This window comes from Variovorax sp. V35 (assembly GCF_041154465.1).
Classification (GTDB): Bacteria; Pseudomonadota; Gammaproteobacteria; order Burkholderiales; family Burkholderiaceae_C; genus Variovorax; species Variovorax boronicumulans.
Window position 1 is genome coordinate 6,606,138 of sequence record NZ_AP028666.1, and the last position, 17,204, is coordinate 6,623,341.

At 58.5% G+C, this 17,204-nt stretch carries 15 protein-coding genes and 1 pseudogene; 6 read left to right on the forward strand and 10 right to left on the reverse strand.

Annotated features, from left to right (window positions below):
* Nucleotides 1-180: 180 nt before the first annotated feature.
* Nucleotides 181-1,479: an NAD(P)/FAD-dependent oxidoreductase gene (locus ACAM42_RS30485; protein WP_369630380.1), complete on the forward strand. Its 1,299-nt coding sequence runs from the start codon at nucleotides 181-183 to the stop codon at nucleotides 1,477-1,479.
* Between the two features lie 73 nt (nucleotides 1,480-1,552).
* Nucleotides 1,553-2,512 carry an alpha/beta hydrolase gene (locus ACAM42_RS30490; protein ID WP_369630381.1) on the forward strand — a complete coding sequence of 320 codons (960 nt, stop codon included), beginning with the start codon at nucleotides 1,553-1,555 and terminating at the stop codon, nucleotides 2,510-2,512.
* A gap of 120 nt (nucleotides 2,513-2,632) precedes the next feature.
* On the opposite strand, the gene ACAM42_RS30495 is transcribed toward ACAM42_RS30490, so the two are convergent.
* The gene (locus ACAM42_RS30495; protein ID WP_369632823.1) at nucleotides 2,633-2,920 is read right to left on the reverse strand and encodes a transposase; all 288 of its coding nucleotides are present in this window, start codon (nucleotides 2,918-2,920) and stop codon (nucleotides 2,633-2,635) included.
* A gap of 60 nt (nucleotides 2,921-2,980) precedes the next feature.
* Here ACAM42_RS30495 and ACAM42_RS30500 point away from each other — a divergent pair, with 60 nt between their 5' ends.
* Entirely contained in the window at nucleotides 2,981-4,132 is a 1,152-nt protein-coding gene (locus ACAM42_RS30500) for a porin (RefSeq protein ID WP_185993689.1), read from the forward strand.
* Between the two features lie 186 nt (nucleotides 4,133-4,318).
* Complete coding sequence (locus tag ACAM42_RS30505; protein WP_185993690.1) at nucleotides 4,319-5,158, forward strand: tripartite tricarboxylate transporter substrate binding protein; 840 nt, start codon at nucleotides 4,319-4,321, stop codon at nucleotides 5,156-5,158.
* A 477-nt stretch (nucleotides 5,159-5,635) separates the two neighbouring features.
* Here the strand turns inward: ACAM42_RS30505 and ACAM42_RS30510 are convergent.
* A pseudogene (locus ACAM42_RS30510) lies at nucleotides 5,636-7,157 on the reverse strand (IS3 family transposase); the annotation flags it as partial.
* Nucleotides 7,158-7,385: 228 nt separating this feature from the next.
* On the opposite strand from ACAM42_RS30510, the gene ACAM42_RS30515 reads away from it, so the two are divergent.
* A complete protein-coding gene (locus tag ACAM42_RS30515) occupies nucleotides 7,386-7,607 on the forward strand; it encodes a hypothetical protein (RefSeq protein ID WP_139701178.1) in 222 nt (73 codons plus the stop codon).
* 25 nt (nucleotides 7,608-7,632) lie between these two features.
* On the opposite strand, the gene ACAM42_RS30520 is transcribed toward ACAM42_RS30515, so the two are convergent.
* From ACAM42_RS30520 to ACAM42_RS30545, 6 genes are all read right to left on the reverse strand, one after another.
* Nucleotides 7,633-8,937, reverse strand: coding sequence for a CitMHS family transporter (locus ACAM42_RS30520; RefSeq protein WP_139701177.1), 1,305 nt, complete (start codon nucleotides 8,935-8,937; stop codon nucleotides 7,633-7,635).
* 155 nt (nucleotides 8,938-9,092) lie between these two features.
* Nucleotides 9,093-9,944: a citryl-CoA lyase gene (locus tag ACAM42_RS30525; protein ID WP_139701176.1), complete on the reverse strand. Its 852-nt coding sequence runs from the start codon at nucleotides 9,942-9,944 to the stop codon at nucleotides 9,093-9,095.
* Nucleotides 9,941-11,143 (reverse strand): CaiB/BaiF CoA transferase family protein, encoded by a 1,203-nt coding sequence (locus tag ACAM42_RS30530; RefSeq protein ID WP_369630382.1) that lies wholly within the window; start codon nucleotides 11,141-11,143, stop codon nucleotides 9,941-9,943. The genes ACAM42_RS30525 and ACAM42_RS30530 overlap by 4 nt, the downstream gene beginning before the upstream one ends.
* Nucleotides 11,144-11,156: 13 nt before the next feature.
* Nucleotides 11,157-12,122 carry a tripartite tricarboxylate transporter substrate binding protein gene (locus ACAM42_RS30535; protein ID WP_369630383.1) on the reverse strand — a complete coding sequence of 322 codons (966 nt, stop codon included), beginning with the start codon at nucleotides 12,120-12,122 and terminating at the stop codon, nucleotides 11,157-11,159.
* Between the two features lie 18 nt (nucleotides 12,123-12,140).
* The gene (locus ACAM42_RS30540; RefSeq protein WP_139701173.1) at nucleotides 12,141-13,163 is read right to left on the reverse strand and encodes a tripartite tricarboxylate transporter substrate binding protein; all 1,023 of its coding nucleotides are present in this window, start codon (nucleotides 13,161-13,163) and stop codon (nucleotides 12,141-12,143) included.
* Between the two features lie 41 nt (nucleotides 13,164-13,204).
* A complete protein-coding gene (locus ACAM42_RS30545) occupies nucleotides 13,205-14,218 on the reverse strand; it encodes an amidohydrolase (RefSeq protein WP_139701172.1) in 1,014 nt (337 codons plus the stop codon).
* A 221-nt stretch (nucleotides 14,219-14,439) separates the two neighbouring features.
* Between ACAM42_RS30545 and ACAM42_RS30550 the strand changes: the two genes are divergently transcribed.
* Nucleotides 14,440-15,228 carry an IclR family transcriptional regulator gene (locus ACAM42_RS30550; RefSeq protein ID WP_139701386.1) on the forward strand — a complete coding sequence of 263 codons (789 nt, stop codon included), beginning with the start codon at nucleotides 14,440-14,442 and terminating at the stop codon, nucleotides 15,226-15,228.
* 133 nt (nucleotides 15,229-15,361) lie between these two features.
* Here ACAM42_RS30550 and ACAM42_RS30555 read toward each other — a convergent pair whose 3' ends face one another.
* Together ACAM42_RS30555 and ACAM42_RS30560 are read right to left on the reverse strand one after the other, a co-directional pair.
* Nucleotides 15,362-16,165, reverse strand: a complete 804-nt coding sequence (locus tag ACAM42_RS30555; protein ID WP_139701171.1) for a 3-hydroxybutyrate dehydrogenase — start codon at nucleotides 16,163-16,165, stop codon at nucleotides 15,362-15,364.
* Nucleotides 16,162-17,163: an NADPH:quinone reductase gene (locus tag ACAM42_RS30560; RefSeq protein WP_369630384.1), complete on the reverse strand. Its 1,002-nt coding sequence runs from the start codon at nucleotides 17,161-17,163 to the stop codon at nucleotides 16,162-16,164. The genes ACAM42_RS30555 and ACAM42_RS30560 overlap by 4 nt, the downstream gene beginning before the upstream one ends.
* Nucleotides 17,164-17,204: the final 41 nt, after the last annotated feature.

The window sequence follows — 17,204 nt, forward strand, 5'->3', positions numbered from 1 at the left end:
ATATTATCGAATCTTTTAGTGGTTTTTACGTATTTTTATCAGCCTCGCATGTAGTGATGATTGATTCATGCGATTTGAATTTTTGACTGATGAGGCAACGAAGCACTCACCCAGCAACGAGCCCATGGACATGCCTGTGCAACCGGCCTTCCTGCGTCATGCGCCGGACGGAGATACGGCATGAGTGCCCCCTCCATCGGCTCGCACCCCGACGCCCCCTCGCTGTGGGCCGCCACAGCACCCCAAGCCCCCAACACACCCGCGCTCAGTGCCCCCTCGTCAACCGACGTGCTTGTGATTGGCGCGGGGTACACGGGCCTATCCGCCGCATTGCACCTGGCAGAGGACGGAGCCAGCGTGTGCGTTCTAGATGCGCACGAGCCCGGCTGGGGCGCCTCAGGGCGCAACGGCGGGCAAGTAAACCCCACGCTCAAGCACGACCCCGACGACTTGGTGCGCGTCTACGGTGCTGCGCGCGCCGAGCCGCTGATTGACGCCGTCTCCCACTCGGCCGACCTCGTATACAAGCTGATCGAGCGCCACGCCATCGACTGCGCCCCCGTGCGAGCCGGCTGGCTACAGGTGGGCTACACCCAGCAGGCGATAGACGGTATGCACGCTCGCGCCCAGCAATGGGAGCGGCGTGGCGTGCGCGTGGAGACGTTGGGCCGCTCGGCCGTGGCCGCACGCATCGGCACTCCGGCCTTCGCGGGTGGCTGGCTCGACGGACGCGCCGGCAGCATTCAGCCATTGGCCTATGTGCGCGGCCTGGTGCGCGCGGCACAGGCGCAGGGTGTGCAAGTGCACGGAGGCTCGCCCGTGGTGGCACTGCAGCGCCAGGGCACCGGCTGGGTCGCCACCACGGCCCAAGGCCACCGCGTGCAGGCGCAACAGGTGGTGTTGGGCACCAACGGCTATACCGACGGACTATGGCCGGGGCTGGCCCGCACAGTGCTCGCCGCCAACAGCTTCATCGTGGCCACACGGCCGCTCGGCAAGGCGGGTGAGCACATCCTGCCCGGCGGCGAAACGGGCTCGACCTCGCAGCGACTGCTGCTGTACTTCCGCAAGGATGCGCAGGGCCGGCTGCTGATGGGCGGACGCGGTCACTTCAACGACCCGCGGGGCCCCGGCGACTTCGCGCACCTGGAGCGCGCGGTAGCGCTGATGTTCCCCGGCCTCGGGCCTCTGCAGTACGAGTATCGCTGGGCCGGGCGCGTTGCCATCACACGCGATTTCATGCCGCACCTGCACCAGCCCGCGCCGGGCATCACCATGGCACTGGGCTACAACGGGCGCGGCATCGCCATCGCCACGAGCCTAGGCCGGCACGTGGCCGCCTTGACAGCGGGCGGCGGCGCGGCGGCCTGCCCCTTCCCGATCACGCCCGTGCAGCCCCTTCCGCTGCACGGGCTACAGCGCTTCTACATCGCTGCCGGGGTGGCCTGCTACAGCCTGCTGGACCGCATCTGGACGTGAGTGAACTCCGGTCTTGGAAGAGCCCGGGATCTATCTTTCCCTACACAAGAAACGACCTCAACTGGAGCTTTGAATGTACGAATATGCAGGACTAGACCTCGCTCTTGGCTATGCGGCCCATCTGGATCGGATGCAACAGCTAGCACGAGACAATCCACTGCAGGGCCTACCCGGCGTCCGTCTTCGGTACGACATGCTTGGAGAGCGCTATGTCTACCCGAGGCCCGCAGGCATGCGGGTGCGCAATACATTCATTGTGCTGAAAGGCAAGGAGATTCCACTTCGAGTCTATTGGCCTGCCACCGAAGAACCACCGCCTGTCATCCTCTATATGCATGGAGGCGGCTTCGTCGCAGGGAGCCACGATTCGCACGACATGATCGTGGCGCAGCTTGCTCAGGCAACAGGCGCGGCGATCGTTAGTGTGCATTACCGGCGAACGCCCGAGAACCCCTTCCCAGCGGCTCATGAAGATTGCTGGGAGGCTTTGAATTGGACGCACGCCCAAGGAACAACACTTGGATGGGATTCATCGCGGATGGCCGTTGCCGGCGACAGCGCGGGCGGACTGCTTTCCACTGCCATGTGCATGCTCGCAAAGAGAAAGGGAGGACCGCGCCTCCGCTGCCAAGCACTGGTCTATGGCGTCTTTGACATGAATACGGAGCGCCCGTACTACCGTACCGCCAAGGACACTTCGCTCTTCTACGATTCAATATGCACGCTAGTTCCTGCGTACCTCGGTTCGCAGCCTGGAGTCGCAACTGATTCTCTTGCAGTACCGCTGCGCGCGTCTATCGACGAGTTGCGAGGATTACCACCGGCATATTTCCTGAACGCTCAATACGACCCTCTGCTGGAGGAGGAAGGTGAATACGCGGCATTGCTTAAGCAGGCCGATGTCCTCACCACAGTAGAAATAGTCCCCGGAACTATGCACGGCATGTTACGGGCGATGGACGTGTGCCCCAGGGTAAGGGATGCGTTTGACCGTCTGGCGCTGGCGCTACGTCAGCATCTGGGAACAGCATAGCCCCCGCATTACAGCGGCTGACTGAGCCAAGTACTCATAGACGCTCCAAAGCCTTGGAACACCGAGGCGCCACCTTTCTGCGCTTCAGTTCAAAACACACGGTGCCATTGCGCGGTGTGCTTATTGATCGGTACCACGACAATGACATTGACACTGCGCAGCTTGCATCCAGAGCTTCTGGATGCTTTTGAGCCTATCACGCGCTGTCGCGCGCAGCTCGCCGAAGTCGGCGAGACAGCAGTTGGCCAGGACATGCGGCTTGAGCCATGCCCACAGGTATTCCACCGGATTGAGGTCAGACGCGTACGGCTGCAAGAGCACGATCTGGATATGGACACCCAGACAGCCAAAGTAGTCGTACCCCAGCCGACTGCGGTGCGCCTTCAAGACGTCCCAAATGATAAGCACTGGCTGCTTCAAGCATGACCTGTCAGATTACTCGCCCTAAAAAAAACCAGGAGACATTCAATGAAAGACACGCCGATGAGACACCACCCCCCCCTTTCTGCGGCCAGCTTTGCAGTTGCAGCGATATGTCTTTCGCCTGCCGCAAATGCACAATCAAGCGTGGCGCTATATGGCATCTTAGATGCAGGGTTCGTCGTCGCCGATCGTGGTCACGGCGTCAAAATCACCCAAGTCAGCTCCGGCATTCTCTCAGGCTCTCGTTGGGGCGTACGAGGGGTCGAAGATCTAGGTGCGGGACTGAAAGCGCTGTTCACGCTCGAAACGGGACTTGACCTAGATACCGGCACCCTTAAAGCCTTCAGTCCACAGCCTTCCAGCGCCACTCCAACCGCACCAAACGGCGCTGTCTTTACTGGGGGCTTCAATCGTCGCTCATTTGTCGGGCTCGACACACCTATCGGCGAGTTTCATTTCGGCCGTGACTATGCGCCGTTCTTTCATGCCGTACTAAAGGCTGACACGATGTCGCTTGGACTGTTCGGCAACCTACAAAGCAGCGTCAGCATCACTGGGTCATCGGAGCGATGGGTACGTTTTAGCAATGGGGTGAATTACCTCAGCCCGAACCTTGGCGGTTTGCGCGTCCGGGCCGCATACAGTTTTGGGGAAAACACTGGCGCACCCGGAACAGCACCAAAGGGCGCAAGCAATGCGTGGGGCCTCGGGGCTGAGTACTCAATGGGGGATCTTGAACTCGTTGGATCATATCAAGCGCTGCAACTCGCCAACACCGCCGGAATGCCCGTCGCATTCACAGGGAACACAACGACTGTGCGGAATTGGCTCCTCGGCGCTCGTTACACGAACGGCGATTTCGCGGCTACGACTGGGCACTGGCGTGGTTCTTCGCCGTGGAATGGCCGCACTAGCTGGATAGGAGTTGCCTACTCAATGGGAAACCACACCGTATCGACACAGGTTCAGAGCCTGAGCCAAGCCAATCCCGCAGGATCTAAGCGAGAGGCCACCGTGATCGGTCTAGGCTACACCTATAGTCTCAGCCGCCGAACCACGCTCTATGCAACTTGGGGGCGTAGCATAAACAACGCAACGGCCTCCGTAGCCGTGCTTGCAGCAGATGTGTCCATCGCTCCAACAGCGGCCGGAGCGGATCCCAAAGCAACGGCCATCGGCGTTCGCCATACTTTTTGAATGGCTCAGACTTTCAAATTACCACTAGAGACAAGAATGAACTCTGTTCGCAGAAGAACCATGTTACGCATGAGCGCGGCACTAGTAGCTCCAGTGACTATCTTTGTGTCATCCGCAAATGCGCAGAGCTCTACCAACTATCCAAACCGCCCAATAAGGGTCGTTGTTGGATTTACCGCGGGTGGGATGACCGACCTTGTAGCGCGCACAATCGCACTAAAGTGGGGCGAGCGGCTGGGGCAGCCTATGGTCATCGATAACCGTCCCGGCGCCAACAACGTCATCGCAACCACTTCGGTCGCAAATGCCCCCGCGGACGGCTACACCCTCCAGTTTGTAGGTGCCGGTCATGCACTCAATGCCGCCTTGTACAAAAATCTCCCTTACAACTCCGTTACCAGTTTTGAGCCAATCGGTACTGCAACAGTAACGAGCCCCATTCTGGTCGTTAGTCCGACTCTGAAAGTGAATAGCGTGCAAGAACTGGTCGCATTGATCAAGGCACACCCAGGAAAATTCAACTACGCATCCGCGAGTACCTCTGCTCAACTAACGATGGAGTTGTTCAAACAGGTCACAGGGACCGATATCGTGCATGTGCCGTATAAAGGGACTGCCGAGACGGTACCAGAGCTCGTAGCTGGACGTGTGCACATTGCCATTGATAGCATAGTTGGTCTATTGCCTACCATCCGGGAAAAGCGCTTGCGCCCGCTCGCTGTAGGAACGCCGACCCGATCGCCGCTCTTGCCTGAGGTTCCGACCTTTGCGGAGATCGGCCTTGGTGGATTTATTGCGCCAGCTTGGACGGGCTTTCTCGCCCCAGCAAAAACGCCATCGGCCATCGTTGCCAAGCTCAACTCTACGCTGAATTCCGCTTTGCAGGATCCCGAAGTGCAGGGCATGCTGGCACAACAAGCGTCCGTAGTGAAGGCCAGCACACCCGAGGAGTTTCGTCAACTTATCGCTGCGGATGCAGTTCGGTGGAATAAGGTGGTGGAAGAGGCAAATATTCCCAGAATATAGTGCGTGCAGTTTCGGTGTCGGCAATGAAATCTGCACAAGTGGTCTTGTTGCGCGCCATCAACACGCAGATGCCTCATGCGACGCGGGAAGAACCGGCCGTACCGGCGTGCAGTGCGGTGGGCGCGGCAACCATTCGTAGAACCTTGCGCGCTCAGGACATCGTGCGTGTGATGCCCGAGCGTAGAGTGTTCCAAACGCCTGTATCCAGTCAGTCCAATCACAAGCGCTACAGCTACACAGCCGCCCATCGGCGCGAAGCAGACCCGCAATACAGTAACCTGACCAACGCCGAATGGGCACTGGTCGCCGATCTCTTCGAGCGTCCAGCGAGAAAGCTTGGAACCGCCGGCTCGCTACGAGCGCCGGCACATGGTCGACGCCTGCTGCTACGTCCTGCATGCAGGCTACGCTCGGCGCCTGTTGCCATTGAGTTTTGCACTGTGGCAGGCAGTCTGCAAGGCATTTGTGCGCTGGATCCAGAGAGCCGAGAGAGATCTTGATTCGCTGTTCGTTGTACCAACGGATGTAGGAGTCCACCGCCTGTATGAACTGTTCGATGGTTGTGGACTGCCAGTTGCGAGGATAGAACAGCTCAGTCTTCAGCCTGCCGAAGAAGCCTTCGCACGCCGCGTTATCAGGCGAGTATCCCTTGCGCCACATCGAGCGAATCAGCTTCGCATCGGCGATGCGCGAGAGCCAGCCTGGCCAGCGATAGTGGGCGCCACGATCGGAGTGAACGACGGGCCGGTCTTCGGTATCGACCACCGTCTCGATGGCCGCGTCCAGCATCGTGTTGACGAGTTCAGCGTCCGGGCGCGTACCGAGCGACCAGCTGACGACGATGCCGTCGAAGCAGTCGAAGCAGTCGAAGCAGTCGAAGCAGTCGATCATGGGAGACAGGTACACCTTGCCGGCCGGGATCTGGAACTCCGTGATGTCGGTGAGCCACTTCTCGTTGGGCGCTGCAGCCCCGAAGTCTCGGTTCAGAAGGTGTCTGGCGCCGGACTGATCTCTCCCAGGTATGAGCCGTACCTGCGCCGCTTCGGTCGGGCAACGACCAGGCTCTCTTGCTTCATCAGCCGCTGCACAACCTTCTCCGAGATGTTCGCGCGCTGCCTGTTCAGGGAAGCCTGCAGCCGACGGTAACCATAGCAGCAGTGGTTGCGCTCGAAGATGTCGGTGAGGGTTCGTCGCACCTCGGCGTACTTGTCCGCTGCATCGAGCCGAGCTCGATGGTAGAAGTAGGAACTGCGGGCCAAGCCCACTTCGTTGAGCAGTTCCCCAAGGGAATACGTCTGCCTCAGGGCATCAACCAGCAGCGTCTTCTCCCGATTGGTCAGGAGCTGCCGGTTGATGCCCAGGTCTTTTTTGAGATTTCATTCGCCTTCTTCAAGAGGTCTTGCTCAAGCTTCAAACGTCGGATATCGCGTCGCAGGGCCTCGAGCTGGTGCTCCAGGTCCTCCCGTTCTGGGTCTGGCGGTAAATCGTTTTGACGCTTCATGGATGCAGGAGCCTCGCGACCGAGTAGCTGATTTTTCCAGTTGTACAGCGTCGGCCTGCACACGCCCAGCTCTTGGGCCACGGCTTGTGCACTCTCCTGGCGCGTGCACAACGCGATGACAGCCGCATGCTTCATCGCTGGCGGCCGCGCTGTCGCGTTAGATCGACCGACGATGCGCACGTGCAGTTCGGGGTGTGATTCGTGGATCCAGGAACGCAGAGAATCGCGTCCCGGATAGCCCAACGACCTGATGGTGAATGCGATGCAGCTCCCATGATCAAGGTAGTGCCTGACAGCCACCTCTTTCTGCTCCTGAGAATACTTGGGCTTGGAGCGCGCGTAGCCCTTTGGCAAGTCGGACCGCTGCTCGTAATCCCGATACCAACTTCTCAATGCATTCTTGGTTGGGTATCCCAATTGGCGAATGGTCGCCTTGACCCGTTTGCCGAGCTTGACGTACAGCTCGACCGCTCGAATCCTGTCTTCGTATGAATACATGAACTACCTCCTGGTAGTCCAAGTTTTCGTCCGCACCCCCACTGGCTCAGTTTCCGGTCGGCGCCAACATTGCCGCCGAGCGGTTGAAAGAAGTTGTCTGTGGGAGTCATATCGCGTGGCCTTTGGGGAATACTAGGCACGGGCGGAGTTCGGGGATCTCATAAATTTCAGCTTCCGCAGTTAGTTTTTTTGCTGCGGCCCCGGCCCCACCCACCTAGGATTTGGCGGATGAGCATTGCCCGTCCTGTCGTCTTTTTTTCCAGCTCGCTCGATTCACCCGACGCCTGGCATCGGGCCCTGAGCTCGGAACTGGGAGAGTTCGAGTTCGTGGTTGGTCCAGATTGCGGGGATCCCGCGCAGGTGGATGTTGCCCTCGTCTACAGCGTTCCCAAGGGCGGGCTTCGTCGCTTTGAAAACCTGAAGGCCTCAAGTGCCAAGGCGGGTTCGTGATTTTCTGCGGCTCGCGTTCGCCAAGCTATGGAATCGCGATCAACGGAATTACACCCAAAAGTAGCGCTGCTGCCAGCATCGCCAGCACCAGCCCGAAAACCCAAAGCAGTGACGCGCGTTGGTTGTCCCCATACTCGATATCGAGCATAGCAACCAAAAGATAGGTGGACGCGACCAGCGGGCTTAGCAGATGAATCGGCTGACCGAGAAGTGACGCACGAGCCATTTCTGCAGCCGTGATGCCATAGGTGCTGGCGGTGTTAGTCAGAATCGGAAGCACACCGAAGTAGAAGGCGTCATTCGTCAGCACGTAGGTCGCTGGCGCACTTAGCAGCGCAGTCGCTGGCGCCATGTACGGCCCTAGCCAGGTCGGCATCACATTGAGAAGGCCGTCCGACATTTCCTTGAGCATTCCAGTTCCCGCAAGGATGCCCGTGAAGATTCCTGCAGCAAAGATGAGGGAAACAACGGCCAACACATTTGAAGCATGCGCGGCGAGGCGCGCCTGCTGATCTTTCAGCTTGGGATAGTTCAGTAAGAGCGCGATTGCCGTAGCCACCAAGAACAACGCAGGCAATGGCAGCAAGCCCTTGATCAAGGCGATCAGAAGAAGCGCCGTCAACAGCAGGTTGGGAATCAACATGAATGGCCGTCGTGTGTCTACGGATCCGTCGACTGGAGGCTCTCGACTGTGATCTAACGAGAGCATGGCTAGAGCGCCAAGACGTCGACGCTCTTTGACGCCAAAGAATGCAGCGACACCCATTTGATAGATGAAACCCAACAGCATCACAGGGATCAGCGGAACGAACACCTCCGTAACGTCGATGTGCATGGCCGAAGCAGCGCGCGCTGTGGGTCCACCCCACGGCACGATGTTCATGATCCCGATAGACATGAGCAGAACTGTCGCCATGTACTGCAGGCGAACTCCGAGGCGACGGTAGATAGGCAAAAGTGCAGTGATGCAAATCACGTAGGTCGTTGCACCATCTCCATCGAGCGCCACTAGCGTTCCCATGATCGCAGTACCCAGCAGCAACTTTAGAGGGTCGTGGCCGACAACTCTCACGATCATTCGAATCAACGGGTCGAACAACCCTGCGTCTGTCATCACGCTGAAATACAGGATTCCGAACGTGAGCATGACTCCGGTGGGAGCGAGCTTGGTAATGCCTTCGATCATCATCTTTCCGATCGCGTCCGGCGAAGCGACCAGAAGACCAAATGCGATGGGCACCAGCGCCAGTGCAACAAGTGCTGACATGCGCTTGGTCATGATGAGCACCATGAAGGTCAAGACCATGCCGTACCCGAGGGCGAGTAACATTGAATTTTCTCCTGAGGCCGGCCCTGGGGAGTGAGATGTGTGACGACGCGACGCGAGGTCTAGCCATCTTTGGGATAGCACCATCTAGCCATTGACAAGAATGGCTGCCGGAAATTTTTTGATCGCCGCGAACTAGAGCAATCCGCGACTCGAGATCAGCGGGGCATGTCGCTAGCAGGCACCGGACGCGGAGAGGGTCCGTCGTAGCTCCAGATGTACTCGCGTGGAATCGGGCCCTTGTTTCTTCCGCCTTGCTGCGTTTGCTCCCATGCGTGAGCCAGAATTCCGACCGAACGCGACAAGCAGAACAATCCTCGCGCGAGTGGCGCAGGAAATCCTAGTTCCGCATAGATGACGGCAGTTGCACCATCGATGTTCATCGGAATGCGCCTGCCCCCCTTTCTAGACATGAGTTCCGCTTCCACGGCGCGTCCAATTTTTGCGAATCGTCCGCTGACATGACCAGCTTCGGCTGCCTGATTGACAAGTTCGAGTAGCCGCGGCGCCCTCGGATCGATCGGATGAAATCTGTGACCGAAACCAGAAACGAACTTCCCGTGAATGGCAATCGCGTCATCCAGTCCGCGTTGAACGGCAGCGATCTCATCTTCTCCACGCTCGATGCGAGCAGCGATGTTCTGGTACAACTGCACGGCTTGCTCGCCAGCGCCACCATGAACATCTCCCAAGACATTCACGGCCGAAGCCATCGCGTTGTTCAGGCCAATCCCACACGTCGCGGCCATCCTAGCAATGCCGATGCTTGGCGCCTGAGGGCCATGATCCACGGCAGACATCAGCGCAGCATCTAACAAGTTCCCCTGGCCCACGCTGGGGAGTTCGCCGCGGGTCATGAGCCAGATCATCTGTGCGAAGCTCACACGGCCTATTAGTTCCTCAATGGGATAGCCACGGTAGCGGATCACTCCTGGCTCCATTTCGATGATGGAGGTGCGCCACCAATCGCGCACGTCTTGTCGAACCTCTTCGCCCGTCTTTGCATTCATACTGCTTGCACCTCTTTCAGAGTTTCGATCTCGTGGACTCCGTAGCCCAGTTCAGCCAAGAGAGAGTCCGTATGCTCACCCAACTGCGGTGGCGGCGCCACGACGGAAGGTGCCTCACCATTGAGCTTGAAGCCCGTACGCAACACGCGTACATCGCGACCCACGCCCGGGACACTTTTATAGGTCGCGATCATGTCGCGCGTCGCAATCTGCGGGATTTCCAGCACTTGCGGCACGGAGTAAACGGGGCCCGCAGGTACTCCGACCTCATTAAGCGCCCGCCACCATTCATCCATGGAACGGCTTTGCATCGCTTGTTCGATCAGCAATTTGAGCGTTTCGCGGTTCTTGAGACGGGCAGCGCGATCGCTAAATCGCTCGTCGCTGATCCACTCTGGGTACCCCATCACTTTGCAAACCGCTTCGAACTGCTCTTGCTTGTTCGCCGCAATATTGATGAGTCCATCACCGGTCTTGAAAACGCCAGAAGGACTTGCTGTGACGTTGTCATTGCCCATCGGAGTCGGAACACGTCCAGCAACCAAATAGTTCGACACCGCCCATCCCATCGTTGCCATCGTTGCTTCAAGCATCGATACGTCGATAAATACCCCATCCGTGCGCTGCTTGTTCGCCAGAGCCGCCGCTACAGCAAAGGCGGCGGTTAGGCCTCCGATGGTGTCGGCGACAGGGTACCCTGCCCTCAGAGGCGCACAGTTTTCGTCGCCGGTGATGCTCATCGCACCTGACATGCCCTGGATGATTTGGTCATATGCCGGCAAATCACGCAGTGGACCGGTTTGACCAAACCCGGAGATGGCGCAATAGATGAGCTTCGGATTTTCTTTCAGCAACGATTCATAGCCAACGCCGAGACGATCCATCACACCGGGCCGGAAGTTTTCGACCACAACATCTGCGGTCTGCACTAGCCTGAGGAAAACTTCCTTCGCGCTGGCATTTTTCAGATTTAGGGTGATGGAACGCTTGCCCGGGTTCTGCGCCAAAAAGGACACTCCCATGTTGCAGCGATTTAGCTCCGCATCGGCGCCGAGTTGCCGAGCCAGATCTCCATTGCCGCGAGCTTCCACCTTGATCACGTCGGCGCCCATATGCGCCAGTTGATGACAGCAGAATGGACCGGCAAGAACGTTGGTGAGGTCGAGGACCCGAATGCCCTTCAGAGGGGTGAGTGCCATGATGTACTTTCAACTACTCGGGTTTGATGCCAGCTTGCTTGATGACGGCGCTCCAACGCTGGATTTCGCTTCTGACAAATTCGTTCGCTTGCGCGGGCGAATTTGTCACTACCGTCATCCCCATTTCTGCAAACCTCTTTCTAGCCTCGGGCTGCGCAAGCGCTGCACCGATTTCCTTGTTCAGCTTGTCGATGATGGGTTGCGGCGTGCCAGCTGGCGCACCAAGGCCGATCCAATAGTCGATATCCATCTTGGGAAGACCAGCCTCCTTGGCAGTGGGCACGTCGGGGATCATCACGTTCCGTTCTGATCCGGTCACCATCAACGCCTTGAGTTTTCCGCTCTTGATATGAGGCAATGCCGTTGGCACGGAAGTGATAAGGGCCTGGACCTGGTTGCCCATCAGGTCGGTCAGTACGGCGCCGGCACCCTTGTAGGGCACGTGGACGATGTCAGTCCCCGTGGTGTTCTTGAAAAGTTCGCCTGCCAGATGCGTGTTGGTGCCGTTGCCACCAGATCCGTAGTTCAGTTTTCCCGGCTGCGCCTTGGCCAGGGCGATGAACTCCTGAACGGTTTTCGCAGGCACAGCTGGGTTGATGACCAGGACATGCGGCACCTTGACCGCGGTCGTGATTTGCGCGAAGGCTTTGCGGGCATCGAAGGGAATATTCGGCAGCAGCCCCGCTGCGATGGCGTACGACAGTTCGACAGTCAGCAGAGTATTACCATCCGGCGCAGCACGCGAAGCTGCCCCCCATCCAACCAAACCTCCACCACCGGTCCGGTTGTCCACCACCATGGGCGAGCCTACGCCTGGAGCTGCGAACTGGGCAATCACGCGGGTTGCGAGATCGGCACTCCCACCTGGGGCGTAAGGCACGATGATCGTGATTGGCCTGTTCTGCGCAAGCGCGGAGTTTGCGAACAGACAGGCGGTGCCGACAAGCATAAGGCTGCGGCGAGTCATATTGGCTTTCATTTGGTCTCCAACGTTTAATCAAATTGAATCTCGGTCAAGCTTGGCACCCGAGTCCCGTACGGCAAGGCCCCAACGGGATTGCTCGTTCTTCATGAATGCGCCTAGCTCCGCCGCAGTGCCTCCTCGCGGCACACTGCCGTCGCCCCTCAGTCGCTCGACCACCGCTGGATGCATCAGTGCAGCATTCATGACCTTGTTGATGGTCGCGATGGCCTCAGGCGGCGTTCCCGCCGGGGCCACAACAGCCTTCCAGTCCTCTGCCACAAACCCTGGGTAACCAGCCTCGGCTGCCGTGGGTACGTTGGGCAAAACATCGAGTCGCGTGGACGAAGTCACGGCCAAGGCGCGCAGCTTTCCGCTCTTGACAAGAGAGATGACGCTTGGGGGAGTCGCGAAGTAGAAGTCGGTGATCCCTCTTAACAGGTCACTCGCAGCTGGACCGGCGCCCTTGTAGGGCATATGCATCATGTTGATGCCAACACGTTTCGCAAACATCTCGCCGGTGATATGCCCCACGCTGCCGACCCCTACCGAGGCCATGGAGAGCGGCCTTCTCTTGGACAGAGCCTGGAGATCTGCGAGCTGTTTGATCGGCGATGCGGCGCACACGACAAGCACCATCGGCTGCGACGCCAGGAGAACGACGGGGGAAAAATCGCTCTCCACGTCATACGAGACCTTGCTGTGGAGGCTTGGATTGATGGCTAGATTTGCGGTCTGCTCCACGCCAAGGGTGTAACCGTCCTTACTTGCTCTTGCGACAGCGTCGAGCCCGCTATTGCTGCCGACGCCCGACCTGTTGTCGATGACGAACGTCCACCTATCTTTGCGTTCCACCTCATTGACCACCAAGCGCATCAGCACATCTGCTTCACTCGCGGGAGGAAACGGCACAACGAGCTTGATGGGAGCATTGGGGTATGCGCTTTGAGCGAATGCACCTGTTTCTGCGACCAGGTACACCAAACCGGGGGCCACTATGACCAGGTGCGCCAGACTCAGAGCCACTATGCCGCAGGTCAAGAGTCTTCTTGCTAGCATGAAGTGCGCCTTCTTTGGGGTGTGGAGTTGCGAGGGGCAAGTCAGTGCAATCGGTAAACTTGGCTGGCTGTACCTTCGAACAGGTCTTGCCGTTCTTGATTGCTGGCCCTCTTGGTCAGTCGCTTGAAGGCGTTCCAGAGCGTTCTGTACGAGTACGATCCCTTGTCGACCGGAAAATTGCTCTCGAACATGCACCGGTGCGCCCCGAATGCTTCGATGCAGAGTTCGATCCATGGCCTCCACGCCTGAGCAAGCATCTCCGACCCGGGGGGGACATCGCCCTTTTCAAAGTCGAAGCCGTTAATACGCATGCCCAGTCCGCCCAGCTTGACGAAAACATTGGGCAGTTGAGCGAGCTGGCGCATCGATTGAGCCCAGAGCCTGAAGACTTCTGGACCACGCTCTTGATAGGAACCAATACGAACGATGCCACCGCAGTGATTAATGACAATCGTGGTGTCCGGGAACGCTTTAGCGAGATCAAATAGCTCCAGTAGCTGGGGGAAGAACACCCAGGCGTCGTACGAAAGACCGAGCGGGGCCAATTGAGCGAAGCCCTCACGGTAGTTGCGATCCAAGAGGAGTCCACGTGGCGCCGCCGAGAGGGGATTCACTAAAGTGGAGTCAGCATCCCAGGTCGCCAGATGCCTGATTCCGCGAAATCGCCCTTCGCCGGCGTCAATGTGCGCATCAAGCACCTCTCGGACTCCGGCGCCGACTCGGAGGTCCGCGTGCCCCACGATGCCTAGCGCTACTTGGGGCACATCTCTTGCCATTGCTCTAGTGGACTCAACGACAAAAGCCGTCTCGCCAACCGGTTTAAGCACATCTGGACCATCCAGGCGATATCGCGTCATTGCCTGCATGTACACAGACGCGCGCACGTCATGACCCGATCGCGCATCAGCGATGTATTGCTCTTGGAGATAGTGCCAACCGGGTCGATCGTAGAAATGGTGGTGCGCGTCGACGATCTTCAACTCTGGCTCAAGGACCTCTTCCTGCGACAGGGACAACCAGTCTTCACGGACCGCTAGGTAGTTGCTCGCGCTCATGTTTGCTCCTGCGAACCTCGGGATGGCTAGGAATTCCAATCTGAAGTTCTACTGAATAGAACTAAAATCCATCTAGCAGAACTATACAGGCGAGCCATCGTCGGGAATAAAGGGTTTTCCCTATATCAAAAGAGCGGAGATTCCGTTTGCGCGCTAGCTTGACCACTGTGCCAAACTTCGAGGTCACCGGCTGGCAGGCCGACCTACTCGACAAACCCGACATGGCAGAAACATTGGCCCTCACCGAATCCCAGACCATTTCGCTCGACTCGAGTGGTGTCGCAGTACTGGATCGTGCATTCGCGCTGCTCGCGGCCTTTGGGCCGACAGACGACATGCTCACGCTCACTGAGTTGTCTCGGCGGACAGGCCTATACAAGAGCACTGTGTTGCGATTGCTCGCGGCACTCGAGCACGGTGGCTTCGTGCGAAAGCTCTCAAACGGCCAGTACTCCGTCGGGCCCCAACCGCTGCGCCTCGCCGCCATCTATCAGCGATCGTTTCATGTAGAACATGTCATCGAACCATTGCTGAAAAATCTGAGCAGCGCGAGCGGCGAGACCGCATCGTTCTACGTACGACATGGTGAGGCTCGGATCGCAATATTCCGCATCGAACCCGTCCGCGCAGTTCGGGCCGCAGTTGCCATTGGGCAGGAATATCCCATCGGCCAAGGCGCCTCCGGGAAAGTGCTTCAGGCATTTACTCAGCCGCCGACGCCAGCCACGCATCCTATTCGCGGCCGCCTTTGGGCAGTCTCCTACGGTGAGCGGGAGCCGGACACCGCGTCGGTCTCCGCCCCTGTTTTCGGCGTCATGGGCGAACTGCAGGGTGCGCTTGCCCTGTCCGGACCAAGGCAACGCCTGTCCCCTCCAGACGCCATGCTCGCAGCATGTCGGAGTGTTCTGAGGTCAGCTAGTGATGCGACCCGTAGCCTCGGCGGGGATGCCGCCCCCTATGAGCTCAGCCTGAATGCCTTGCAACAAGACATGTTCTCTTTGCCGAAGTGATGGGGCAGAAGGACAGGCCTGCAACCTCTGACGCCCTGACACGACCGGCCCTTCCGTTTTCGGAGCCTCCTGAACTCACGTCCGCCTAAGCCATGTCACGCTGCTTGCAGCAGACCACTTGCCGATGCGCCACCTACTGCGCGGTCCATGCACCATCCATCGCAAGGCTGATACCAGTGATATTGCTTCCCGCCTCGCTGATGAGAAATGCAACTGCTGAAGCAATGTGCTCAGTCGTGGTGAAACGCTGAGAGGGCTCCTTCTCTGCAAGCAGAGTCCTCTCGGCGGCGTCATGATCAAGCCCCATGGCAGACATCCTGTGATGAACTTGCGCCTCGACAAGCGGCGTCCTGACCCACCCTGGACATATCGCATTGCAGGTGATATTCGATCTGGCGTTCTCTAGCGCGATGGTCTTTGTCAGCCCCACTACGCCATGCTTGGCAGATACATAGGCAGCCTTCTCCGCAGAAGCCACCAAGCCGTGGATGGACGCGATATTGACGATTCTCCCAAAGTTGCGCCGCTTCATCCCAGGCAACGCTGCTGCACAAGCGTGAAACACAGCGGACAGGTTGATCGCCATGATCTCGTCCCATTTCGAGGTCGGGAAATCCTCGACTCGCGAGGTGTGCTGTATCCCGGCATTGTTCACTAGCAGATCCACGCGCCCCAACTTGGACTCAACCTCAGACACCAGTCCACGCGCCTGTTCGGGCGACCTGAGATCGGCATGGAAATGGCGTGGCATGTTGGAAAATCCCACTTGCGAGGCGACTTGCATCAGCACGCTGTCGATCTCCTGCGCGGCTCCAAGACCGTGGAGGGCAACCATCCATCCATCAAGAATCAGCGCTTGAGCAATTGCCAGTCCAATTCCGCTGGTCGAGCCCGTCACCAGGGCCACTCTTTCGTAGCGGTTCCGACGATCGCTCATGCAGCCTCCGCCATCCTTAGTACCACAGCACCTTTTCGACCGGAATCTTCGATCAATTCATGCGCCACAGCGCAGTCGACGAGGCCCAACTCTGAGTGGATTGGCACATCGAGTTGACCGTTCTCGAGCAAGGCGATAACACGATTTGCAGCCTCGAAACGCTCACTTTGAGTCAACAGATATACCAGCAGGAACTGCAGTCGGATGCCCTTGAAGAGGAACTTGTAGAAGGGGAGATCCGGACGCAACACCCGCGCGGATCCATATGTGACGACCGTTGCACGCTCAGATAAAAGTTCAGAGAGATGCTCTGCATTTGCCCCAAATTCGACTTCAACCGCGTGATCAATGTGTCGGCCATGGGTTGCCGCCAGCACATCGCCAACAAAGGAGGTACTGGTGAAATCGACAAAGGCGTTTGCCCCCGCACTGGCGATATGCTCTTTGTCAGCCGCCCCGCGGCCTGAAGCAATGACAAAGGCCCCCGCGCGTCTGGCAAACTGAATAGCCAGCCTCCCGACATTGCCCGCGCCGCCACTGATCAACACAGCGCGCCCCGCTAGATCCCCGTATCCCGTCGTAGCATGGCACGCTGTAAGCGCGGGGATACCCAGCGCAGCCCCTGTGGCGAAGCTCACCGAATCTGGCAGGTGAAAGCAGTAGTTTTCGTCAATCGCGATGTATTCGGCAGCTGTCCCGTACTGCCGACGCCATTGACCGTTGCAGATCCAGACGCGGTTGCCAGGCGTGACCCGGCGGCACCCGCCCCCCACCTCGACAACAACACCCGCACCGTCGCTGTGGGGCACCACAAAGGGATAGGGCAATTCACTTTTCCCACCTCGAGTTCCAGCTCTAGCCTTGACGTCCGAAGGATTGACACCCGACGCATGAAGCCGCACCAGGACCTCGCCGACTCCCGGGACCGGGATCTGTCGCTCGCCGCATTTCAGAACGCTGCGCGCAGCGCCCACTTCCTCGTACCAAACTGCCTTCATCTTCAACTCCAAAAATCAATGAAGAGAAGTCTAGGCAGCGG

Excerpts from the sequence above, each read along its gene's own strand:
- ACAM42_RS30485 (WP_369630380.1), top strand. The coding sequence starts at position 181 with ATGAGTGCCCCCTCCATCGGCTCGCACCCCGACGCCCCCTCGCTGTGG.
- ACAM42_RS30490 (WP_369630381.1), top strand. The coding sequence starts at position 1,553 with ATGTACGAATATGCAGGACTAGACCTCGCTCTTGGCTATGCGGCCCAT.
- ACAM42_RS30500 (WP_185993689.1), top strand. The coding sequence starts at position 2,981 with ATGAAAGACACGCCGATGAGACACCACCCCCCCCTTTCTGCGGCCAGC.
- ACAM42_RS30505 (WP_185993690.1), top strand. The coding sequence starts at position 4,319 with ATGACCGACCTTGTAGCGCGCACAATCGCACTAAAGTGGGGCGAGCGG.
- ACAM42_RS30515 (WP_139701178.1), top strand. The coding sequence starts at position 7,386 with ATGAGCATTGCCCGTCCTGTCGTCTTTTTTTCCAGCTCGCTCGATTCA.
- ACAM42_RS30520 (WP_139701177.1), bottom strand. The coding sequence starts at position 8,937 with ATGTTACTCGCCCTCGGGTACGGCATGGTCTTGACCTTCATGGTGCTC.
- ACAM42_RS30525 (WP_139701176.1), bottom strand. The coding sequence starts at position 9,944 with ATGAATGCAAAGACGGGCGAAGAGGTTCGACAAGACGTGCGCGATTGG.
- ACAM42_RS30530 (WP_369630382.1), bottom strand. The coding sequence starts at position 11,143 with ATGGCACTCACCCCTCTGAAGGGCATTCGGGTCCTCGACCTCACCAAC.
- ACAM42_RS30535 (WP_369630383.1), bottom strand. The coding sequence starts at position 12,122 with ATGAAAGCCAATATGACTCGCCGCAGCCTTATGCTTGTCGGCACCGCC.
- ACAM42_RS30540 (WP_139701173.1), bottom strand. The coding sequence starts at position 13,163 with ATGCTAGCAAGAAGACTCTTGACCTGCGGCATAGTGGCTCTGAGTCTG.
- ACAM42_RS30545 (WP_139701172.1), bottom strand. The coding sequence starts at position 14,218 with ATGAGCGCGAGCAACTACCTAGCGGTCCGTGAAGACTGGTTGTCCCTG.
- ACAM42_RS30550 (WP_139701386.1), top strand. The coding sequence starts at position 14,440 with ATGGCAGAAACATTGGCCCTCACCGAATCCCAGACCATTTCGCTCGAC.
- ACAM42_RS30555 (WP_139701171.1), bottom strand. The coding sequence starts at position 16,165 with ATGAGCGATCGTCGGAACCGCTACGAAAGAGTGGCCCTGGTGACGGGC.
- ACAM42_RS30560 (WP_369630384.1), bottom strand. The coding sequence starts at position 17,163 with ATGAAGGCAGTTTGGTACGAGGAAGTGGGCGCTGCGCGCAGCGTTCTG.